This window comes from Variovorax sp. V116 (assembly GCF_041154435.1).
Classification (GTDB): domain Bacteria; phylum Pseudomonadota; class Gammaproteobacteria; order Burkholderiales; family Burkholderiaceae_C; genus Variovorax; species Variovorax paradoxus.
In genome coordinates this window covers 2,054,200-2,070,826 of the sequence record NZ_AP028661.1, presented here as the reverse complement: position 1 = coordinate 2,070,826, position 16,627 = coordinate 2,054,200, and the positions used below count along the sequence as shown (strand labels likewise).

The 16,627-nt window shown below is 69.3% G+C and carries 16 protein-coding genes; 10 read left to right on the top strand and 6 right to left on the bottom strand.

Features of this window, described 5'->3' with window-relative positions:
* Positions 1-28: 28 nt before the first annotated feature.
* The 6 genes from ACAM58_RS09795 to ACAM58_RS09770 all read left to right on the top strand — a co-directional run bounded on the left by ACAM58_RS09795 (position 29) and on the right by ACAM58_RS09770 (position 6,451).
* Positions 29-1,087, top strand: coding sequence for an ABC transporter substrate-binding protein (locus ACAM58_RS09795; RefSeq protein ID WP_369664480.1), 1,059 nt, complete (start codon positions 29-31; stop codon positions 1,085-1,087).
* Between the two features lie 136 nt (positions 1,088-1,223).
* Positions 1,224-2,090, top strand: a complete 867-nt coding sequence (locus ACAM58_RS09790) for an ABC transporter permease (protein ID WP_369664375.1) — start codon at positions 1,224-1,226, stop codon at positions 2,088-2,090.
* Positions 2,087-2,899, top strand: a complete 813-nt coding sequence (locus ACAM58_RS09785; protein ID WP_307594192.1) for an ABC transporter permease — start codon at positions 2,087-2,089, stop codon at positions 2,897-2,899. The genes ACAM58_RS09790 and ACAM58_RS09785 overlap by 4 nt, the downstream gene beginning before the upstream one ends.
* Before the next feature lie 29 nt (positions 2,900-2,928).
* Complete coding sequence (locus ACAM58_RS09780) at positions 2,929-3,789, top strand: ABC transporter ATP-binding protein (protein WP_278881438.1); 861 nt, start codon at positions 2,929-2,931, stop codon at positions 3,787-3,789.
* Between the two features lie 41 nt (positions 3,790-3,830).
* Positions 3,831-5,195 carry an LLM class flavin-dependent oxidoreductase gene (locus tag ACAM58_RS09775; RefSeq protein ID WP_369664374.1) on the top strand — a complete coding sequence of 455 codons (1,365 nt, stop codon included), beginning with the start codon at positions 3,831-3,833 and terminating at the stop codon, positions 5,193-5,195.
* A gap of 35 nt (positions 5,196-5,230) precedes the next feature.
* Positions 5,231-6,451, top strand: a complete 1,221-nt coding sequence (locus ACAM58_RS09770) for an acyl-CoA dehydrogenase family protein (RefSeq protein WP_049805738.1) — start codon at positions 5,231-5,233, stop codon at positions 6,449-6,451.
* Here ACAM58_RS09770 and ACAM58_RS09765 read toward each other — a convergent pair whose 3' ends face one another.
* Genes ACAM58_RS09765 through msuE form a run of 5 tightly spaced genes read right to left on the bottom strand, consistent with a single transcriptional unit; the run spans position 6,452 to position 11,864 of the window.
* On the bottom strand, positions 6,452-7,825 hold the full coding sequence (locus ACAM58_RS09765; protein ID WP_018902955.1) for an LLM class flavin-dependent oxidoreductase: 1,374 nt from the start codon (positions 7,823-7,825) through the stop codon (positions 6,452-6,454). It abuts the gene before it with no gap.
* Between the two features lies 1 nt (position 7,826).
* On the bottom strand, positions 7,827-8,687 hold the full coding sequence (locus tag ACAM58_RS09760) for a MetQ/NlpA family ABC transporter substrate-binding protein (protein WP_012747039.1): 861 nt from the start codon (positions 8,685-8,687) through the stop codon (positions 7,827-7,829).
* A gap of 46 nt (positions 8,688-8,733) precedes the next feature.
* Positions 8,734-10,017, bottom strand: a complete 1,284-nt coding sequence (locus ACAM58_RS09755; RefSeq protein ID WP_018902956.1) for an SfnB family sulfur acquisition oxidoreductase — start codon at positions 10,015-10,017, stop codon at positions 8,734-8,736.
* Positions 10,018-10,020: 3 nt separating this feature from the next.
* A complete protein-coding gene (locus ACAM58_RS09750; protein ID WP_369664373.1) occupies positions 10,021-11,274 on the bottom strand; it encodes an SfnB family sulfur acquisition oxidoreductase in 1,254 nt (417 codons plus the stop codon).
* An 11-nt stretch (positions 11,275-11,285) separates the two neighbouring features.
* Positions 11,286-11,864 (bottom strand): FMN reductase, encoded by a 579-nt coding sequence (msuE, locus tag ACAM58_RS09745; RefSeq protein ID WP_369664372.1) that lies wholly within the window; start codon positions 11,862-11,864, stop codon positions 11,286-11,288.
* A gap of 188 nt (positions 11,865-12,052) precedes the next feature.
* On the opposite strand from msuE, the gene ACAM58_RS09740 reads away from it, so the two are divergent.
* From ACAM58_RS09740 to ACAM58_RS09725, 4 genes are read left to right on the top strand one after another with little or no spacing between them, the layout of a single operon-like run.
* A complete protein-coding gene (locus tag ACAM58_RS09740) occupies positions 12,053-13,114 on the top strand; it encodes an ABC transporter substrate-binding protein (RefSeq protein ID WP_049805735.1) in 1,062 nt (353 codons plus the stop codon).
* 13 nt (positions 13,115-13,127) lie between these two features.
* A complete protein-coding gene (locus ACAM58_RS09735; RefSeq protein ID WP_369664371.1) occupies positions 13,128-13,937 on the top strand; it encodes an ABC transporter ATP-binding protein in 810 nt (269 codons plus the stop codon).
* Positions 13,934-14,761, top strand: coding sequence for an ABC transporter permease (locus tag ACAM58_RS09730; RefSeq protein ID WP_369664370.1), 828 nt, complete (start codon positions 13,934-13,936; stop codon positions 14,759-14,761). The genes ACAM58_RS09735 and ACAM58_RS09730 overlap by 4 nt, the downstream gene beginning before the upstream one ends.
* Entirely contained in the window at positions 14,754-15,626 is an 873-nt protein-coding gene (locus ACAM58_RS09725; RefSeq protein WP_369664369.1) for a substrate-binding periplasmic protein, read from the top strand. The genes ACAM58_RS09730 and ACAM58_RS09725 overlap by 8 nt, the downstream gene beginning before the upstream one ends.
* Before the next feature lie 12 nt (positions 15,627-15,638).
* Here ACAM58_RS09725 and ACAM58_RS09720 read toward each other — a convergent pair whose 3' ends face one another.
* Positions 15,639-16,610, bottom strand: a complete 972-nt coding sequence (locus ACAM58_RS09720; protein WP_369664368.1) for an ABC transporter substrate-binding protein — start codon at positions 16,608-16,610, stop codon at positions 15,639-15,641.
* Positions 16,611-16,627: the final 17 nt, after the last annotated feature.

Below are 16,627 nucleotides of genomic sequence, written 5' to 3'. Positions count from 1 at the left end.
CACCCGCCTGCGCCGTTGGGCCGCGCCACTGGGCACGCTTGCGCTGGTGGCCGTGGCCGCGCTGCCCGCGCAGGCGGCGCCCGACACCATCCGCATCGGCGTGGCCACCGCGGGCGGCGGCGATCCCGTTACCTGGGGCGGTTCGCCCGGCGGCGTTGCGCGCGTCAACAACTGGCTGGAGGAGGAGTTCAAGGCCACGGGCATCAAGGTCGAATGGCTGTTCTTCAAGGGTGCCGGACCGGCGGTGAACGAGGCGCTGTCGAACAGGCAGATCGATTTCGCCTACCAGGGCGACCTGCCGTCGATCGTCGGGCGCTCCAACGGCCTGAAGACCAAGCTGCTGCTGGCGAGCGGCGCGCGCAACAACCTGTACCTGGTGGCGCCGCCCAAGTCGGACATCCGCTCGATCAAGGACCTGAAGGACCGCACGGTCTCGATCTTCCGCGGTACCAACGGCCACCTCGTGGCCATCAACGTGCTGGCAGCCAACGGCCTGGCCGAGCGCGACATCAAGGGCGTGAACCTCGACACCGGCAGTGCGCAGGCCGCGCTGGTGTCGAGCGGCGTGGATGCGGCCTTCGGCGGCTACGAGTGGTTCAAGGTGCGCGACCAGGGCCTTGCCAAGGTGGTGTATTCCACGCAGGGGCAGGACCCGGCCTTCACGCGCCAGGCCTCGCTGCTGGTGCGCGCGGATTTCGAGCAGGCCAACCCGGCCGAGGTGCAGCGCGTGGTCGACGTGTTCGTGCGGGCGGCGCGCTGGTCATCGGACGAGAAGAACCGCGATGAGCTCTTCCGCATCTGGGCGCGAAGCGGCACGCCGGTGGCTTCGTGGGCGGCGGAGTTCGACCAGCAGCAGCTCGCGGTGCGCAACTCGCCGCTCGCCGACGACTTCATCATCGGGCGCTACAAGGCCGTGGTGGCCGACGCGCTCAAGCTCAAGCTGATCCGCCGCGAGGTGTCGGTCGACGACTGGTTCGACACGCGCTACCTGAAGAACGCGCTGAAGAAGCAGGGGCTGGAGAACTACTGGACGGCCTACGACACCAAGGGACAGCCGAAGGCGGGTCCGTCGGTCGCTTCGCGATGAGCGCGTTGTCTTATCCCCTCTCCCGCTTGCGGGAGAGGGCTAGGGTGAGGGCATCGGCCTTCGCACGGGCACCGCATCTGCAAGCGCCGCTGGCCCTCACCCCAACCCTCTCCCAGAGGGAGAGGGGGCAACACACATGAGCGCCGAAGTCGAATTGGCAGCCGTCCTGCGGCCTCGCGACGACGCGCCCGCGTCCGCGGCGCGAACGATCGCGCCGTTGCTGGCGCGGATGCCCTGGCGCCGCATGGGCGACCGCGCCCTGCCCTGGCTCCTGCCCATCGCGCTGCTCGCGCTCTGGTTCACGGGCGCCGAGCAGGGCTGGATCTCGCCGCAGGTGCTGCCGCCGCCGCAGTTCGTGTGGGAAACATTGCGCGACCTGGCCATGAGCGGTGATCTCTGGCTACACGTGAGCACCAGTTTCACGCGCGTGGGTGTCGGCTTTGCAGTGGGCACCCTGCTCGGCCTCGCGCTGGGCTCGGCCATGGGCCTGTCGCGTAGCTTCGAGGCCTATGTGCTGCCCAGCTTCAATGCGCTGGTGCAGATCCCGGTGCTGGCCTGGCTGCCGTTCGTGCTGCTGATCGTGGGCATCGGCGAGCCGCTGAAGTACATCCTCATCGCCAAGGCGGCACTGGTGCCGGTGGCGCTCAACACGCTGCAGGGCTTCCGGCAGACTCCGCATGCGCTGCGCGAGGTCGGCCAGGTCTATGGCTACACGCGGCGCCAGCATGTGCTGGAAATCGTGCTGCCGCATGCCGTGCCCACGCTCTTCACCGGCGTGCGGCTGGGCTTCACCAAGGCCTGGCTCTCGCTGGTAGTGGTGGAGTTGGTGGCGTCGAGCGAAGGGCTGGGCTACCTCATCGTCTATGGCCGGCAGCTGTTCCAGCTCGACCTGGTGATGGCGGCCGTGATCGTGGTGGGTGCGATCGGCTATGCCATCGACCGCTTGCTCGATCGGCTCGAAACCTCGATGCGCCGGCGCCAGCCGGGCGGAGCCGCGCCATGAACACTGTCACGCGGGAAGCCGCCGAACTGGCTGCCGTGCAACCGCTGCAGCCTGAGCAGCGCAGCCGCTGGCGCGGCTTCGTGCTGCCCGTGGCGGCTGTCTTGCTGTGGTGGCTGCTGTCGTCGCTCGACGTCGTGAACTCGGCGCTGCTGGTCTCGCCGGCCAAGGTGCTCGATACCGTGATCGACCAGGTGGCAAGCGGACGCCTCTGGCGTGCGCTCGGCGCGAGCCTGGCGCGCGAAGCGACGGGCTTTGCGATCGGCACCGCGTCTGGCCTCGTGCTCGGCGCGCTGCTGGGGCTGTCGCCGCTCTTCAACCGCATCGCCGGTCCGAGCTTCAACACCTTCAAGCAGATCTCGCTGTTCGCGTGGATTCCGCTGATCTCGGTGTGGTTCGGCCTTGGCGACGTTGCCAAGGTGGTGTTCCTCTCGCTGGCTGCGCTGGTGCCGGTGGTGGTCAACACCTGCGACGGCATCCGCACCGCGCCCGCGGGCCTGCTCGAGGTGGCGCGCGTCTATGGCTACACGCGCTGGCAGACCGTCACGCAGGTGGTGCTGCCGGCCGCCCTGCCCTCGATCTTCACGGGCGTCTACCTGGCGCTCATCTATTCCTGGCTTGCGACCATCGGCGCCGAGTACCTGCTGGTGGCCGGCCGCGGCATCGGCAACACGCTGATCGAGGGCAGCGAGCATTTCCAGATGGACCTGGTCATCTTCGGCATGTTCGTGATCGGCCTCGTCGGCTGGCTCATGAACGCCTCGGCCCGCGCGCTGGAGCGCCGGCTGGCGCGCTGGACCGGGCGCGCATGAACCACGCACGCAGAAAGAACTCACCTTCCATGACCTCCCTCCTTGCGAACCCCTCCAACGAACTCGACATCCGCGGCCTCGGCAAGCGCTATGCCAGCACGCAGGCCAGCGGCGGCGAACTGCAGGTGCTCGAAGGCATCGACCTGCACATTCCGGCCGGCCGCTTCGTGAGCATCGTCGGCACCAGCGGCTGCGGCAAGTCCACGCTGCTGCGGCTCATCCTCGGCTTGGACGCGCAGTACGAGGGCCGGATCCTGCTCGACGGTGAACCGATCTCGGGCCCCGGCCGCGAGCGCGGCATCGTGTTCCAGGACCACCGCCTCTTTCCCTGGCTCACGGTGGAGCAGAACATCGCGGTGGGCCTGCGCAACGCACCCTTCAGCGCCAAGGAAAAGCGCGACCTGGTGGCCGAGCATGTCGCGCTGGTCGGGCTCGAGGGCTTCGAAAAATCGTGGCCGCACCAGATCTCCGGCGGCATGGCGCAGCGCGTGGCGATTGCGCGCGGCCTGGTGAACCGGCCGCGCGTGCTGCTGCTCGACGAGCCCTTCGGCGCGCTCGATGCGCTGACGCGCTCGCGGCTGCAGAACGAGCTTCAGCGCATCTGGCAGAAAGAGCGCATCACCATGCTGCTGGTGACCCACGATGTCGAGGAAGCCGTCTTCCTGGGCGATCGTGTGGTGGTGATGCAGCCCTCGCCCGGCCGCATCCGGCGCACCGTCGAGGTCGACCTGCCGCACCCGCGCAACCGCAGCGACCCGGCATTCATTGCCTTGCGCGACGACGTGCTCAGCGACTTCCTCGATGCCGATACCGACCGCACACCGATCGCAGCACCGCAACCTGAAGCGGTCGCAACCGGGCTGCCGCAGCGCCTGCAGCTGGCGTGGTGAGCGCCGCAACCCCTTTCCTTCATTTCCAAGGCATTCGACCCATGGCTTCATCGACGCGCCAGTTCAAGCTCGGCGCCTTCCTCATGCAGACCGGCCACCATATCGCGGCCTGGCGCCATCCGGGCGCGCAGGCCGATGCCGGGAGCAACTTCCGCCACTACGTCGAACTTGCGCAGAAGGCGGAAGCGGCCAAGTTCGACGCCATCTTCCTGGCCGATTCGGTCGGCGTGCGCAACAGCGACCTGCCCTCGCTCTCGCGCACGGCGCGCGCCGACCACTTCGAGCCGCTCACGCTGCTTGCCGCCATCGCGGCGCTGACCGAGCGCATCGGGCTCATCGCCACGGTGTCGACGAGCTTCAACGAGCCCTTCAACGTGGCGCGCAAGTTTGCCTCGCTCGACCAGATCAGCGGCGGACGCTCGGGCTGGAACCTGGTGACCTCCAGCGGCACCGGCGAGGCGCAGAACTTCAACCGCGAGGAGCATTTCGCGCACGCGCTGCGCTACGAGCGCGCGGCCGAGTTCCACGACGTGGTCACGGGCCTGTGGGACAGCTGGGAGGACGACAGCTTCGTGCGCGACAAGGCGAGCGGCCTGTACTTCGACGAGCACAAGCTGCACGTGCTGGGCCACAAGGGCACGCACTTCTCGGTACGCGGCCCGCTCAACGTGGCGCGCTCGCCGCAGGGGCGGCCGGTGGTGGTGCAGGCCGGCGCCTCTGAAGCAGGCCGCGACCTTGCCGCGCGCACGGCCGAAGTGATCTTCGTCGCGCACCAGACCTTCGACGAGGCGAAGGCCTTCTACGCCGACATCAAGGGCCGGCTGCCGGGCCATGGCCGCCACCCCGACGACGTGAAGATCATGCCCGGCATCTTCCCCGTGGTCGGCCGCACGCAGGCAGAGGCCGAGGAGAAGTTCGAGCAGCTGCAGCAACTGGTGCACCCGGTGGTCGGCGTGTCGCTGCTGTCGAACGTGATCGGAGGCTTCGATTTCTCCAGGCTGCCGGTCGACGGCCCGCTGCCCGAACTGCCGGAAACCAACGGCCCCAAGAGCCGCCAGCGGCTGCTGCTGGACCTGGCGCGGCGCGAAAACCTCAGCATCCGCGATCTCTACCTGCGCATTGCCGGTGCGCGCGGCCACCAGCAGGTGGTGGGCACGCCCGCCCGCATTGCCGACCAGCTGCAGCAGTGGTTCGAGGAAAGCGGCGCGGACGGCTTCAACATCATGGCGCCGTGGTTCCCGGGCGGCCTGGACGACTTCATCGAACTGGTGCTGCCCGAGCTGCGGCGGCGCGGCCTGTTCCGCACCGAGTACGAAGGCCGCACGCTGCGCGAGCACCTCGGGCTGCGGCGGCCCGCGCATCCGGCGCATTCGGCGCGCGAAGCGCATCCGGCCGCCATCGCGTGACCGCCTTCTCCACCTTTCCTGGTACCTCATCGTTCATGCCCCCACCACCCCCTGCCTACGAGCAGCTCGCCGAGCGCTTCCGCCCCGTCTTCGCCCGCATCGCCGAACATGCCGCCCAACGCGAGAACGAGCGCGCACTGGCCTACGACGCCGTCACCTGGCTGCGCGAAGCGAACTTCGGCGCGCTGCGCGTGCCGCGGGTCCACGGTGGCCTTGGCGCTTCGGTCGAGCAACTGTTCGACCTGCTCATCGAGCTTGGCGCCGCCGATTCGAACCTGCCGCAGATCCTGCGCGCGCACTTCGGCTTCATCGAACGGCTCTATGCCGAGATCGACCCCGAGCTGCATGCCCCCTGGCTGCGGCGCGCGGCCGACGGCGCGATCTTCGGCAATGCCACCACCGAGTTGGGCGAGGCCGAGCTGGGCACGCTGCAGACCACGCTCACACGCGACGGCAAGGGCTGGCTGCTCGATGGCGACAAGTACTACAGCACAGGCACGCTCTATGCCGACTGGATTCCCGTGACCGCCCAGCGCGCGGACGATCCGAGCAAGCAAGGCCGGGTGCTGGTGCTTGTGCCCGCGGAAGCGAGCGGCGTGGAACGCATCGACGACTGGCGCGGCTTTGGCCAACGCCTGACCGGGTCGGGCACCACGCGCTTTCGCCGTGTCGCTGTCGAGGCCGGCAATGTGCTGACCTACGACCGCGACCGGCCGACGCCGCTCACGGCCCATTTCCAGCTCACCCACCTGGCCACGCTGGCCGGCATCGCGCGCGCGATCGAGCGCGACGCGGTCGCCTTCGTGCAGCCGCGCAAGCGCGTATACAGCCACGGCAGCGGCACCACGCCGCGGGAAGATCCGTTGGTCCAGCAGGTGGTGGGGCAGCTTTCCAGCGCGGCCTTCACGGCCGCCGCAACGGTGGCTGCAGTGGCCCGCGGGCTGGGCGACATCGACCGCATGCACCAGCGCGGCGAGCCCGTTCCCGAAAGCCTGCTCGTCGACGTGGAGCTGCGCACCGCCAAGGCGCAGGTCGGCATCGTCGACACCGTGCTGAACGCCGCGACGCGCCTGTTCGATGTCGGCGGCGCCTCGGCGCTGCAGGAAGACCGGCGGCTGGATCGCCACTGGCGCAACGCGCGCACGCTGGCCTCGCACAACCCGGTGATCTACAAGGCGCGCGCGGTCGGCGACCACGCGATCAACGGAACCCGGCCGACCTTCTATTGGGCGGTGGGAAGCCGGGCCGAAAGTTGATCAGGCCTCGCCGGCGCGATGGCGGAACTGCGCTGCCGCATGGCGCGCAGGCAGCCGGTCGCCGGCGTCGAACAGCTTGCGGCGCAGGCTGCCTTCGGCATAGGCGGTCTTGTAGATGCCGCGGTTCTGCAGCTCGGGCACGACCAGGTCGACAAAATCCTCGTAGCTCTCGGGCACCACGGTGCGGCTCAGGTTGAAGCCGTCCGCGCCGGTCTCGTCGATCCACGACTGCAGTTCGTCCGCCACCTGCGAGGCATCGCCGACGATGGCCGGGTAGCGCCCGCCGAGCTCGAACAGGTCCAGCAGCTTGCGGCGCGTCCAGCCCTGCTGCTCGGCGGTGCGGGTGGCCGATTCGATGGCGTTGGTCTTTCCGTAGTCGATCGGCTCGTCCAGGCCGTAGCGCGCGTAGTCGATGCCCGTGCTGGCCGAGAAGTGCGCCAGGCCCGCCTCGCGGCTCGCGTAGTCCCGGTAGTCCGCGTACTTTTCCTGCGCCTCTTTCGTGCTCGCGCCGGGCACCACCGCGGCGCCGACGAACACCTTGACGTCGTCGGGACGCCGGCCGGCCTGCACCAGCTGTTCGCGCAGTGCCTGCACGGTCTGGCGCGCTGCTTCCTTGCTGGGCGGCGAGATGAAGACGCACTCCGCGTGCCGTGCGGCAAAGCGCTGGCCGCGGCCGGAGCTGCCGGCCTGGAACAGTACCGGCGTGCGCTGCGGCGAGGGCTCGGCCAGGTGGTAGCCCTCGACCTGGTGGTAGCGGCCCTCGTGCCGCACCTTGTGCACCCTGGCCGGGTCCGCGAAGACGCGCGCGGCCTTGTCGCGCCGCACGGCTGCGTCTTCCCAGCTCCCTTCCCACAGCTTGTAGAGCACCTCCAGGTACTCGTCGGCCCGCTCGTAGCGCTCGTCGTGCGCGATCTGCTCGGCCAGGCCCATCGCGCGCGCGGCGCTGTCGAGGTAGCCGGTGACGATGTTCCAGCCGATGCGTCCGCGCGTGAGATGGTCCAGCGTCGAGAAGCGCCGCGCCAGCAGGTAGGGCTGCTCGTAGGTCAGATTGACCGTGACGCCGAAGCCCAGGTGCCGGGTCGCCGCCGCCATGGCCGGCACCAGCATCAGCGGGTCGTTCACCGGCAGCTGGATCGACTCGCGCAGCGTCACGTCTACGTTGTGCTGGTAGACGTCGTAGACGCCCACGATGTCGGCAATGAACAGGCCGTCGAACAGGCCGCGCTCCAAGGTGCGCGCGATGCTGGTCCAGTATTCGAGCGTGTTGTATTCGAGCGAGCGGTCGCGCGGATGGGTCCACAGGCCGTGGTTGATGTGGCCGACGCAGTTCATGTTGAACGCGTTGAGCAGGATCTCTTTCTTCTTCTGCGCCATGTCAGAACGCCGGCAGCACGCCGCCCGCGAAGGTCTTGACGATGAAGTCGCGCACCTCGTCGGTCTGGTAGGCCTTGACCAGCTGCTGCACCCAGGGCTGTTCCTTGTCCTGTTCGCGCACCGCGATCAGGCAGGCATAGGGGCCTTCCTTGTCCTCGACCAGGATGCCGTCGCGCGCCGGATTGAGGCCGGCCTTGTTGGCATAGTCGGCGTTGACGGCCGAGGCGTCGGTGTCATCGAGCGTGCGCGGCAGCTGCGCGGCCTCGATCTCGACGAAGCGGAACTTCCGCGGGTTCTCGGTGATGTCGCGCGGCGTGGCGTTGATGCCCGCGATCGGGTCGATGCCGCTCTTGAGCTTGATGGCGCCGGCCTTCTGCAGCAGCAACAGCACCCGGCTTTCGTTCGACGGGTCGTTGGGAATGGCGATGCTGGCGCCCTCGGGCAGGTCCTTGAACGATTTGAACTTGCGCGAATAGATCGCGATGGGGCCGATCCAGGTGCGGCCGAAGCCGACGATCCTGTAGCCGCGCGAACGCACCTGCGCCGCGAGGAAGGGCCGGTGCTGGAAGCTGTTGGCGTCCAGGTCGCCGGCATCGAGCGCGGCGTTGGGCCGGCTGTAGTCGGTGAAGGGCACGATCTGGATCTTCAGGCCGTAGTCGCGCTCGGCCACGCGCTTGGCGACCTCGAAGGTCTGCTCGTGCGGCCCGGTCGTGACGCCTACCTTCAGGACCTTGGTGGTGCCGGGCGGCTCCTTGAGGGCCGCGAAGGCGGGTAGGCCCGCGCCGGCGGTGGCGGCGGCCGAGGCGAATTGCAGCAGGCGGCGGCGCGACAGCGCGGCGGAAAGCGATGGGAAGCGGCTCAAGCAAGACTCCGAAGAAGAACGGGAAAAGAAGAAAAGGACTCGGCGCTCACAGCGCGCCGTGCCGCGGCGGCAGCCGATCGTTGAGGTGGTAGTTGCCGATGTGGTGGTACTTCCAGCGCACCGGGTCGTGCAGCGTGTGGGTGCGCGCGTTGCGCCAGAAGCGGTCCAGCCCCAGGCCGTCGAGCGTGGCGCCGGTGCCGGCCAGCTCGAACAGGCGATTGCCGGCGTCGAGCGAAGCGGTGGTGCTCAGCACGCGGGCCTCGGCCACTGCGATCGAGGCTGCGGCCACGCTGTGATCGTCCGGCGCGCGCTGGGCCGCCTCGACGAAGCGCGCGGCGCGGCGCAGCAGGGCCTCGGCCGCGCGCAGGCGCACCGCCACCTCGCCGGTCAGCTGGATCGCGAGCGGGTCCTCGCTCGCGCGTTCCACGCCGGCATCGATCCATGGCCGGGCGCGCTCCCGCATGAAGGGCAGCGTGGCCTCGAAGGCGCCGCGCCCGATGCCAAGGTCGATGGCGGCATGCAGCAGCTGCGCGAACGGGCCGATGGTCGTGGGCCGCTCGAAGGAGGCCAGGAAGGGAACGACCCAGGCCGGGTCGATCTGCACCCCCTCGAAGCGCACCGAGCCGCTGCCGGTCACGCGCTGGCCGAAGCCGTCCCAGTCGTCCACGATGCTCACGCCCTCGGCGCGGCGCGGCACGAAGGCGAGCTTGGTCACTTCGCGTTCGCCCTCCTGTGCCACGACCAGCGTGGGAATCCAGTGCGCGAACAGTGCGCCGGTGCAGTAGAACTTCTGCCCGTCGACCTGCAGGCTGCCGCCCTCCTCGTGCAGGCGCGTTCGGCGCTTGAAGTCCTTGTGGCCGATCTCCGCGAGCGCATTGCCGAAGCGCTCGCCTTCGAGCACGCGGCGGTAGAAAAAGCTTTTCTGGGCCTCGGTGCCGCCGACGCGCAGCACCTCCAGCGCGTAGTAGTGGTTCTGCGGAATCTGCCCGAGCGAGCCGTCGGCGGCCGAGATGATGGCGATCACCTCCGCCAGCGTGCGTGCCGACACGCCGGCGCCGCCATGCTCGCGCGGCACCGTGATGGCCCAGAGGCCGCTGGCGGTGAAGCGCTCCAGCTCGTCCCAGGGCAGGCGCCGCTCGCGGTCGCGCACCGCGGCATCGCGGGCGAAGTCGGCGGCGAGCTCGCGCGCGATCTGCAGCGCCTGGGCATCGTCGCGGATGCGCAGCGGCCTCTGCCCAGGGACGGGTGCGGGCTGTGCATCGGCGCGGGCGGGAGCTCGCGCCGCGGGCGCCTCGGATGTGAGATCGGGAAGAAGAGCGGTGAGCGTCATCGATCAGTTCCAGGAATGCCGCGGCGGTGGCACGTGGTTGAGCAGGTAGTTGCCGATCAGGTGCGCCTTCCAGCGCACCGGGTCGTGCAGGGTGTGGGTGCGGGCGTTGCGCCAGTGGCGGCCGAGGTTGTGGGCTTCGCGCGTGGCCGAGGAGCCGGCGAGCTCGAACAGTTTCTCGCTGGCATCGAGCGCGATGCGCGTCGTCAGCACCTTGGCCTCGGCCACGGCAACCGAGGCGCGCGCGCTGGATTCGGCGGTGACGGGCCGGGCCGCCACGGCATCGAGCGTGCGGCCGCTTTCCAGCAGCACCTCGTGCGCGGCATGCAAGTCCACCTCGAGGCGGCCCACGTCCTGGACGATGTAGGGGTCGTCCGCCGCGCGGGCCACGCCGGCATCGGTCCAGGGCCGCGCATGCTCGCGCACGAAGGCGATCGCTTCGGCGAGCGCGGCTTGCGCAATGCCCTGGTCGATGGCTGCCTGCAGGAGCTGCGAGCCGGGGCCGAACAGGCCCGGACGGTCGGCCAGCTGCCACAGCGGCAGCACGTCCGCCTCGTCGACCGGCACGGCCTCGAAGCGCACCGTGCCGCTGGCCGTGGTGCGCTGGCCGAAGGAGGACCAGTCGTCGACCACCGTGAGCCCGGGCGCATCGCGCGGCAACCACACCTGCACGGCGCGGCCCTGGTCGTCGAGCGCGCGTGCCGGCACGCGGTGGGCGAACAGCGCACCGGTCGAATAGAAGCGCTCGCCGTCCAGGCGCAGTCCCTGGGGCGTGCGGCGCAGCCGTGTCGCGCCCTCCGCGATGGTCTTCGATCGCCGCTCCGGCCCCGCATTGCCCAGGCGCCGACCCGCGAGCACCTCGGCGTAGAAGCGGGTCTTCTGCGGCTCGGTGCCGATCTCGCGAAGCACGCCCAGCACGCCGAAGTGGTTCTGCGGGATCTGCCCGAGCGAGGCGTCGGCGGCCGACAGGATCACGAAGACCTCGGCCAGCGTGGCGTAGGACACGTCGGCACCGCCATGCGCGCGCGGCACGGTGATGCCGCCGAGCCCGCTCTCGGACCAGCGGTCGAGCTCATCCCACGGCAGGCGCCGCTCGCGGTCGCGCGCAGAAGCACCGGGGGCGAACAGCGCGGCAAGGCGGTGGGCGGCCTCCAGCGCTTCGCCGTCGCTGCGGATGCGCCGCACGCGCGCGGGATCGGGGTCGCGCGGTTTGCGCGGCACGGCGAATCCGTCGGGAAGAAGTTCAAGCGGGGAGGACATCGGCGAATCGCTCAGGCCAGCGCCAGCGAAGGCACTTCGAGCGGCCTGCCCGCGCGCTGGCGCAGCACGGGCAATGCGCGCTCGACGGCCAATGCGATGCGTGCGCGCAGTGCATCGCCGCTCACGCGGTAGTTGTCGAATTCCTTGTCGGTCGCATAGACGCCGACTGGCAGCGTGTGGGCCTGGAAGAAGCTGAACAGCGGGCGCAGCTGGTGGTCGATGGCCAGTGCGTGGCGGTCGCTGCCGCCGGTGGCCGCAAGCAGCACCGGCACGTCGATCAATGCTTCGTGATGAATGAAGTCGAAGAAGTGCTTGAAAAGCCCGGTGTACGAACCGCGATAGATCGGGCTCGCCACCAGCAGCAGGTCGGCGGATTCCACGTCCTTGAGCGACTGCTCGACCTCGGCTGGAAGCTGGCCGCGCTGCAGCACGCCGCCGAACTTCGGCACCAACTGGCCCAGTTCGACGAGGCGCGTCTCGGCGGGCCAGGCGTCGGTCAGGCCCTCCAGCAGTTCCTCGACCAGCGCGAGCGTGCGCGAGGGGCGTTGCAGGCCGCCGGAGACAGCGACGATCTTGAATTTGTGAGTCATGGTGGAAGAGCAGAAGAAGAAAAAGGCCAGGCCATGAATGTGCCGGCCGCGCGGCGCTTTTGGCGCATGGCTGCTAGAAGCATTTCAGCTATGGATGCGCGGTTTTCTTCGTTGAGGAAGCAGGCGTGGCTTCCTAGGATCGGCGCTTCGCAACCAGCCAGACCGCTCCCGCGCCGGAGCGCGCCGCCATGCCCATCGAGACGCCCTCCTCTTCCCATGCCAGCGCCCCGCCTTCGAGGCGCCTGGCGCTCAAGACCTTCGCTTCGCTCGCCTCCGTGGCGGCCATCGGCAGCCTCGGGCTTTCGGGCTGCTCGCGCGAGGCCGGTGGCCCGGCCGTGGTGAAGAAGACCGGCGACAAGGTGGCGTTCAAGTACCCGAACAACCCGTCGTTCGACCTGATCTACCTGGCCGACGAGCTCGGCTACTTCGACGGCACCAACACCCGCCCCGAGTACGTCGGCAAGATCGCCGCGCCGCAGATCATTCCGCTGGTGGGCACGGGCGAGATCGACTTCGGCAGCCGCATGGTGCCGCTGGTGATCTCGGCCATTGCGTCGGGCGCGGACCTCAAGGTGGTGGCCGCGGGCGGCAAGACGCTGCAGGAGGCGCCGCACATGAAGTACTTCGTTCGCAAGGACTCGGGCATCCGCAACCCGAAGGACCTGGAGGGCAAGACCATCGGCTTCAACAGCTTCGGCGCCTGCGCCGAGTTCGTGACCAAGAAGTACCTGCGCCAGCACGGCGTGGACGTGGCGAAGATCAACTTCGTCGTGGTGCCCGACGAGCAGGCCGAGCAGACGCTGGTGACCGGCAACACCGACCTCGCGATCATCCACGCGCCCTTCTCGGGCCGGGCCGACAACGCCGAGCCCCTGGTGCGGCTGTGGAGCGACTACGACCTGGACGGCGGCCTGGGCGGCATGGCGCCGTACAGCGCGCATGGCCAGTTCATCCGCCAGCACCCCGAGGCGGTGCGCGATGTGGTGGCGGCGCTCGCCAAGGCCGGCAACTGGGTCAACGCCAACACCGAGGAAGCGCGCAAGCTGGTGGCCAAGCGCATCAACATGGACCTGAAGAACGTCGACCGCTACGCCTATGTCGACGACCTGGTGGTGACCGAGCCGCCGATCCAGTACTACATCGACATCCTGCAGTCCGAGGGCAAGCTCGCGGCCGGCAAGGTGGCGGTGAAGGACGTCTACACGAACGAGTTCAATCCCTTCGCGCAGCAGCAGGCCGCGAAGTCCTGACCCCACGCCCGCCATGAGCTTCAAGATCTCGGCCCGCGACCTGCGGATGGACTATGCGGCGCGCGGTGCGAGCGAGCGCGTGCGCGTGCTCGAAGGCTTCGACCTGGATGTGCGCGACGGCGAATTCCTCTCGGTGCTCGGCCCCTCGGGCTGCGGCAAGTCGACCTTCCTCGGCATCCTGGCCGGGCTGACGGAGCGCACCGGCGGGCGCATTGCCATCAACGGCCAGCCGCTTGCGGGCATCAACCGCAACCAGGGCGTGGTGTTCCAGGGCTATGCGCTGTTTCCGTGGCTCTCGGTGCTCGACAACATCGCCGTGGGGTTGGAGATTCGCGGCATTGGCAAGGCCGAGCGCCGCCGCACCGCGCACGAATACCTCGAACTGGTGGGCCTGCATGGCTTTGCAGACCGCTATCCGCACGAGATCTCGGGCGGCATGAAGCAGCGCGTGGCCATTGCGCGCTCGCTCGCCTACAGGCCCGACGTGCTGCTGATGGACGAGCCCTTTGCGGCGCTCGATGCGCAGACGCGCGAGATCCTGCAGGGCGAGCTGCTGCGCATCTGGGAGCAGTACCGCAAGACCATCGTCTTCATCACGCACAGCCTGGAGGAAGCGGTGTACCTCTCCGACCGCGTGGCGGTGATGACGCAGCGGCCCGGGCGCATCAAGGACATCATCGACATTCCGCTCGCGCGCCCGCGCTTGGCGCAGGTGCGCCATACGGCCGAGTTCGCGGCGCTGCGCCAGCGCGCGTGGGAGGTGCTGAAGGATGAAGTGCAGCTCGGGCTGAAGCCGCGGTCGCTCGAGGGAGTGGTGTCATGAGCGCGGTGCTCGATGCGCCGGCGGCCCGCCCGCCCGGTCGATTCTTCAGGTTCGCGCGCAGCTTTGTCCGCGTAGCCGAACGCGGCATCGGCATCGTGATCTTCCTGGCGCTGTGGGAGGCGCTGCCGCGCCTGGGCGTCGTGAGCGATGCCTACCTGAGCCCACCGTCCGCCGTGCTCGCGAGCATCGCCCAGCTCGTCGACACCGGCCAGCTCTGGAAGCATGTGGCGGCAAGCCTGCAGCGCTCGCTGGGGGGCCTGCTGCTCGCGAGTTTCTCGGGCGTGGTGCTGGGTCTCCTGATCGGTAGCTCGAAGCGGCTGGCGGCCATCGTCGATCCGGTGCTGCAGCTGTTTCGCCAGACCTCGGCCTTCGCGCTGTTCCCGGTGTTCATCCTGTTCCTGGGCATCGGCGAGCTGTCGAAGGTGGCGATCATCTTCTGGGCCTCGTTCTGGCCCGTGCTGCTGAGCACGGTGAGCGGCGTGAAGCAGGTCGACCGGCTGCTCGTCAACTCGGCGCTGTCGATGGGCGCCTCGCAGCGCTTCGTCTTCTTCAAGGTGGTGCTGCCGGCGTCGCTGCCGTCGATCTTCACCGGCGTGCGGCTGGCGGGGGCCTACAGCATCACGGCGCTGGTGGCGGCCGAGATGATCGGCGCGCATTCGGGCCTGGGCTTTCTCACGCTCAATTCGCAGGAGACCTTCCAGATCCCGACGATGTACGCCGGCATCCTGCTGCTGGCCGTGCTCGGCCTGCTGCTCAACTACCTGCTGGCCTTGCTGGAGCGCCGGCTGCTGCGCTGGCGCAAGGGGCTGAGCCTCGATGACTGAGCACAGGTTGCCCAAGCGCGGGCTGGCACTGGCCGGCACGGCGCTCGTGCTGGCCATGGCGGTCGCGGGCCTCGGCGGCGCCCGGGCTTTCACGACGCCGCCGCTGTCGGGCCTGCCCAAGGGACCGGTGCTCGCCCATGCGATCGAGCGCGGCAAGCTGGTCGTCGGCGTGCGCCGCTATCCGCGCCCTGCCCCGCCCGAGGCGCCAACGCCGCCGGAACCCGACGGTTTCGACGCCACGCTCGCACGGCAACTGGCGGCTTCGCTCGGCGTGCCGCTGGAGCTGGTCGGCCTCGACCCTGCGGCGCAAGAGGCCGCGCTGCGCGAAGGCCGCGTCGACCTGCTGGTGGCGGGTGTGCCCGCCCGATCGACACACGGTATCGCCGCCGCCCCCGGCAGCTACGACACCGGCCACGGCCTGGTGGTCTCGCTCAGGCGCGGCAAGGTTCAGGAGCCATCTGCGCTGCGCGGCGCATCGATCTGCGTAGGCGAAGGTTCGGGCTACGCCGCCGCGGTGTCGCAGCGCTATGGCGCGCAGCCGCGCAGCTATCCCTCTTCGGTACATGCGGCGTCGGCCTTCATGGCCGGCGAATGCGCGGCGCTCGCCGAGGATGCCGAGGTGCTGGAACGGCTCATGCGGAGCGAGGAATGGCGCTTCTACAAACCCCTGGCCGGCGACCTGCGTCCACCCTCGGATGCCGCCATCCGCCTGCCCGAAGGCGACGCCATGTCGCGCGACTACCTGGCCGCCGCACTGCGCCAATGGCGTGCCGACGGTACGCTGGACAAGGCGCGCGGCGCGCGTGCGGGCAACCTGCAGTTCGAGATCACGCTGCTCAAGGACGGCTTCGTCTGCCATTCCTGAGCACGGTGCGCATCAGTCTTCCTGGGCGCGCCATTGCGCGAGCGCGAAGTCGCGGCTCACGAGGTTCTCGGCGAGCAGGAACTTCTTGACCTCGTCCAGCAGCGCCAGGCCTTCGGGCGGATACGCGGCCTCGGGGAAGTGGGAGAGCGGGTGCGAGATCTTCACGATCTCGAGCGGAAAGCCGCTCACCTCCGAGTGAAAGGCGTAATAGTCCGCGCTGTTGCGCCGGATCTCCTGCAGCGCCGTGCGGCGTGCGCGCGTCCAGGCCGCAGGCAGTCCGGGCGCGGCCGCCAGCAGCTTGCTCGACGCAACGATCACCGAGGTGCCGCGCAGCGTCGGGTGCTTCTCGGCCTCGTCGATGACCGGATAGCCGCGCGAAGCAAGCAGCGGCCCCACGTCGACCTGCGCCGCGAAGGCCGCGATCGAGCCCTGGTCGAGCGCCGCCTCGCCGTCGCGCGGGAACATGTGGATCACCTTGACGGATTTCTGCAGCCCGTTCTCCTTGAGCAGGCCCAGCACGTAGCGGTGCATGTAGGAGCCGCGCGCCACGCCGATGGACTGGCCTTCGAGCGCCTTCACGCTGCGCACGCCGTCGCGCGGCGTGAGCAGCCAGACGTTCATGCCCACCGCGTCGAAACCGATGAGCTGGCCTTCGAGGCCGCGCGAGCGGGCCACCACGGCGGGCGTGTCGCCGTAGATGCCGACATCGAGCGCGCCCGAAAGAAAAGCCTCGTTGAGATCGGGTCCGTTCGGAAAATTGCGCGTCGTCACTTCCTTGAAACCGAGCGGGGCCAGCTCGCGCAACAGGTGGCCCTGGCGCAGCGCCCAGCCGGTGGCGGCCGCGGGCTTCTTGCCGGGGCCGATGTAGCCGAGACGCAGCGCCTGGCCGCTGCCCTGCGCAAAGGAGAAACGGGGCAATGCGCTCGCGGCGGTTGCGGCAACGGCGCCGCGCAGCAACCGGCGGCGGCTGGAGAGATCGGACATCGGGAGGACTCGCAGCA

Bases quoted from the DNA above. Each gene is read 5' to 3' on its own strand.
- ACAM58_RS09790 (WP_369664375.1), top strand. From the start codon at position 1,224: ATGAGCGCCGAAGTCGAATTGGCAGCCGTCCTGCGGCCTCGCGACGAC.
- ACAM58_RS09785 (WP_307594192.1), top strand. From the start codon at position 2,087: ATGAACACTGTCACGCGGGAAGCCGCCGAACTGGCTGCCGTGCAACCG.
- ACAM58_RS09780 (WP_278881438.1), top strand. From the start codon at position 2,929: ATGACCTCCCTCCTTGCGAACCCCTCCAACGAACTCGACATCCGCGGC.
- ACAM58_RS09775 (WP_369664374.1), top strand. From the start codon at position 3,831: ATGGCTTCATCGACGCGCCAGTTCAAGCTCGGCGCCTTCCTCATGCAG.
- ACAM58_RS09770 (WP_049805738.1), top strand. From the start codon at position 5,231: ATGCCCCCACCACCCCCTGCCTACGAGCAGCTCGCCGAGCGCTTCCGC.
- ACAM58_RS09765 (WP_018902955.1), bottom strand. From the start codon at position 7,825: ATGGCGCAGAAGAAGAAAGAGATCCTGCTCAACGCGTTCAACATGAAC.
- ACAM58_RS09755 (WP_018902956.1), bottom strand. From the start codon at position 10,017: ATGACGCTCACCGCTCTTCTTCCCGATCTCACATCCGAGGCGCCCGCG.
- ACAM58_RS09750 (WP_369664373.1), bottom strand. From the start codon at position 11,274: ATGTCCTCCCCGCTTGAACTTCTTCCCGACGGATTCGCCGTGCCGCGC.
- msuE (WP_369664372.1), bottom strand. From the start codon at position 11,864: ATGACTCACAAATTCAAGATCGTCGCTGTCTCCGGCGGCCTGCAACGC.
- ACAM58_RS09740 (WP_049805735.1), top strand. From the start codon at position 12,053: ATGCCCATCGAGACGCCCTCCTCTTCCCATGCCAGCGCCCCGCCTTCG.
- ACAM58_RS09735 (WP_369664371.1), top strand. From the start codon at position 13,128: ATGAGCTTCAAGATCTCGGCCCGCGACCTGCGGATGGACTATGCGGCG.
- ACAM58_RS09730 (WP_369664370.1), top strand. From the start codon at position 13,934: ATGAGCGCGGTGCTCGATGCGCCGGCGGCCCGCCCGCCCGGTCGATTC.
- ACAM58_RS09725 (WP_369664369.1), top strand. From the start codon at position 14,754: ATGACTGAGCACAGGTTGCCCAAGCGCGGGCTGGCACTGGCCGGCACG.
- ACAM58_RS09720 (WP_369664368.1), bottom strand. From the start codon at position 16,610: ATGTCCGATCTCTCCAGCCGCCGCCGGTTGCTGCGCGGCGCCGTTGCC.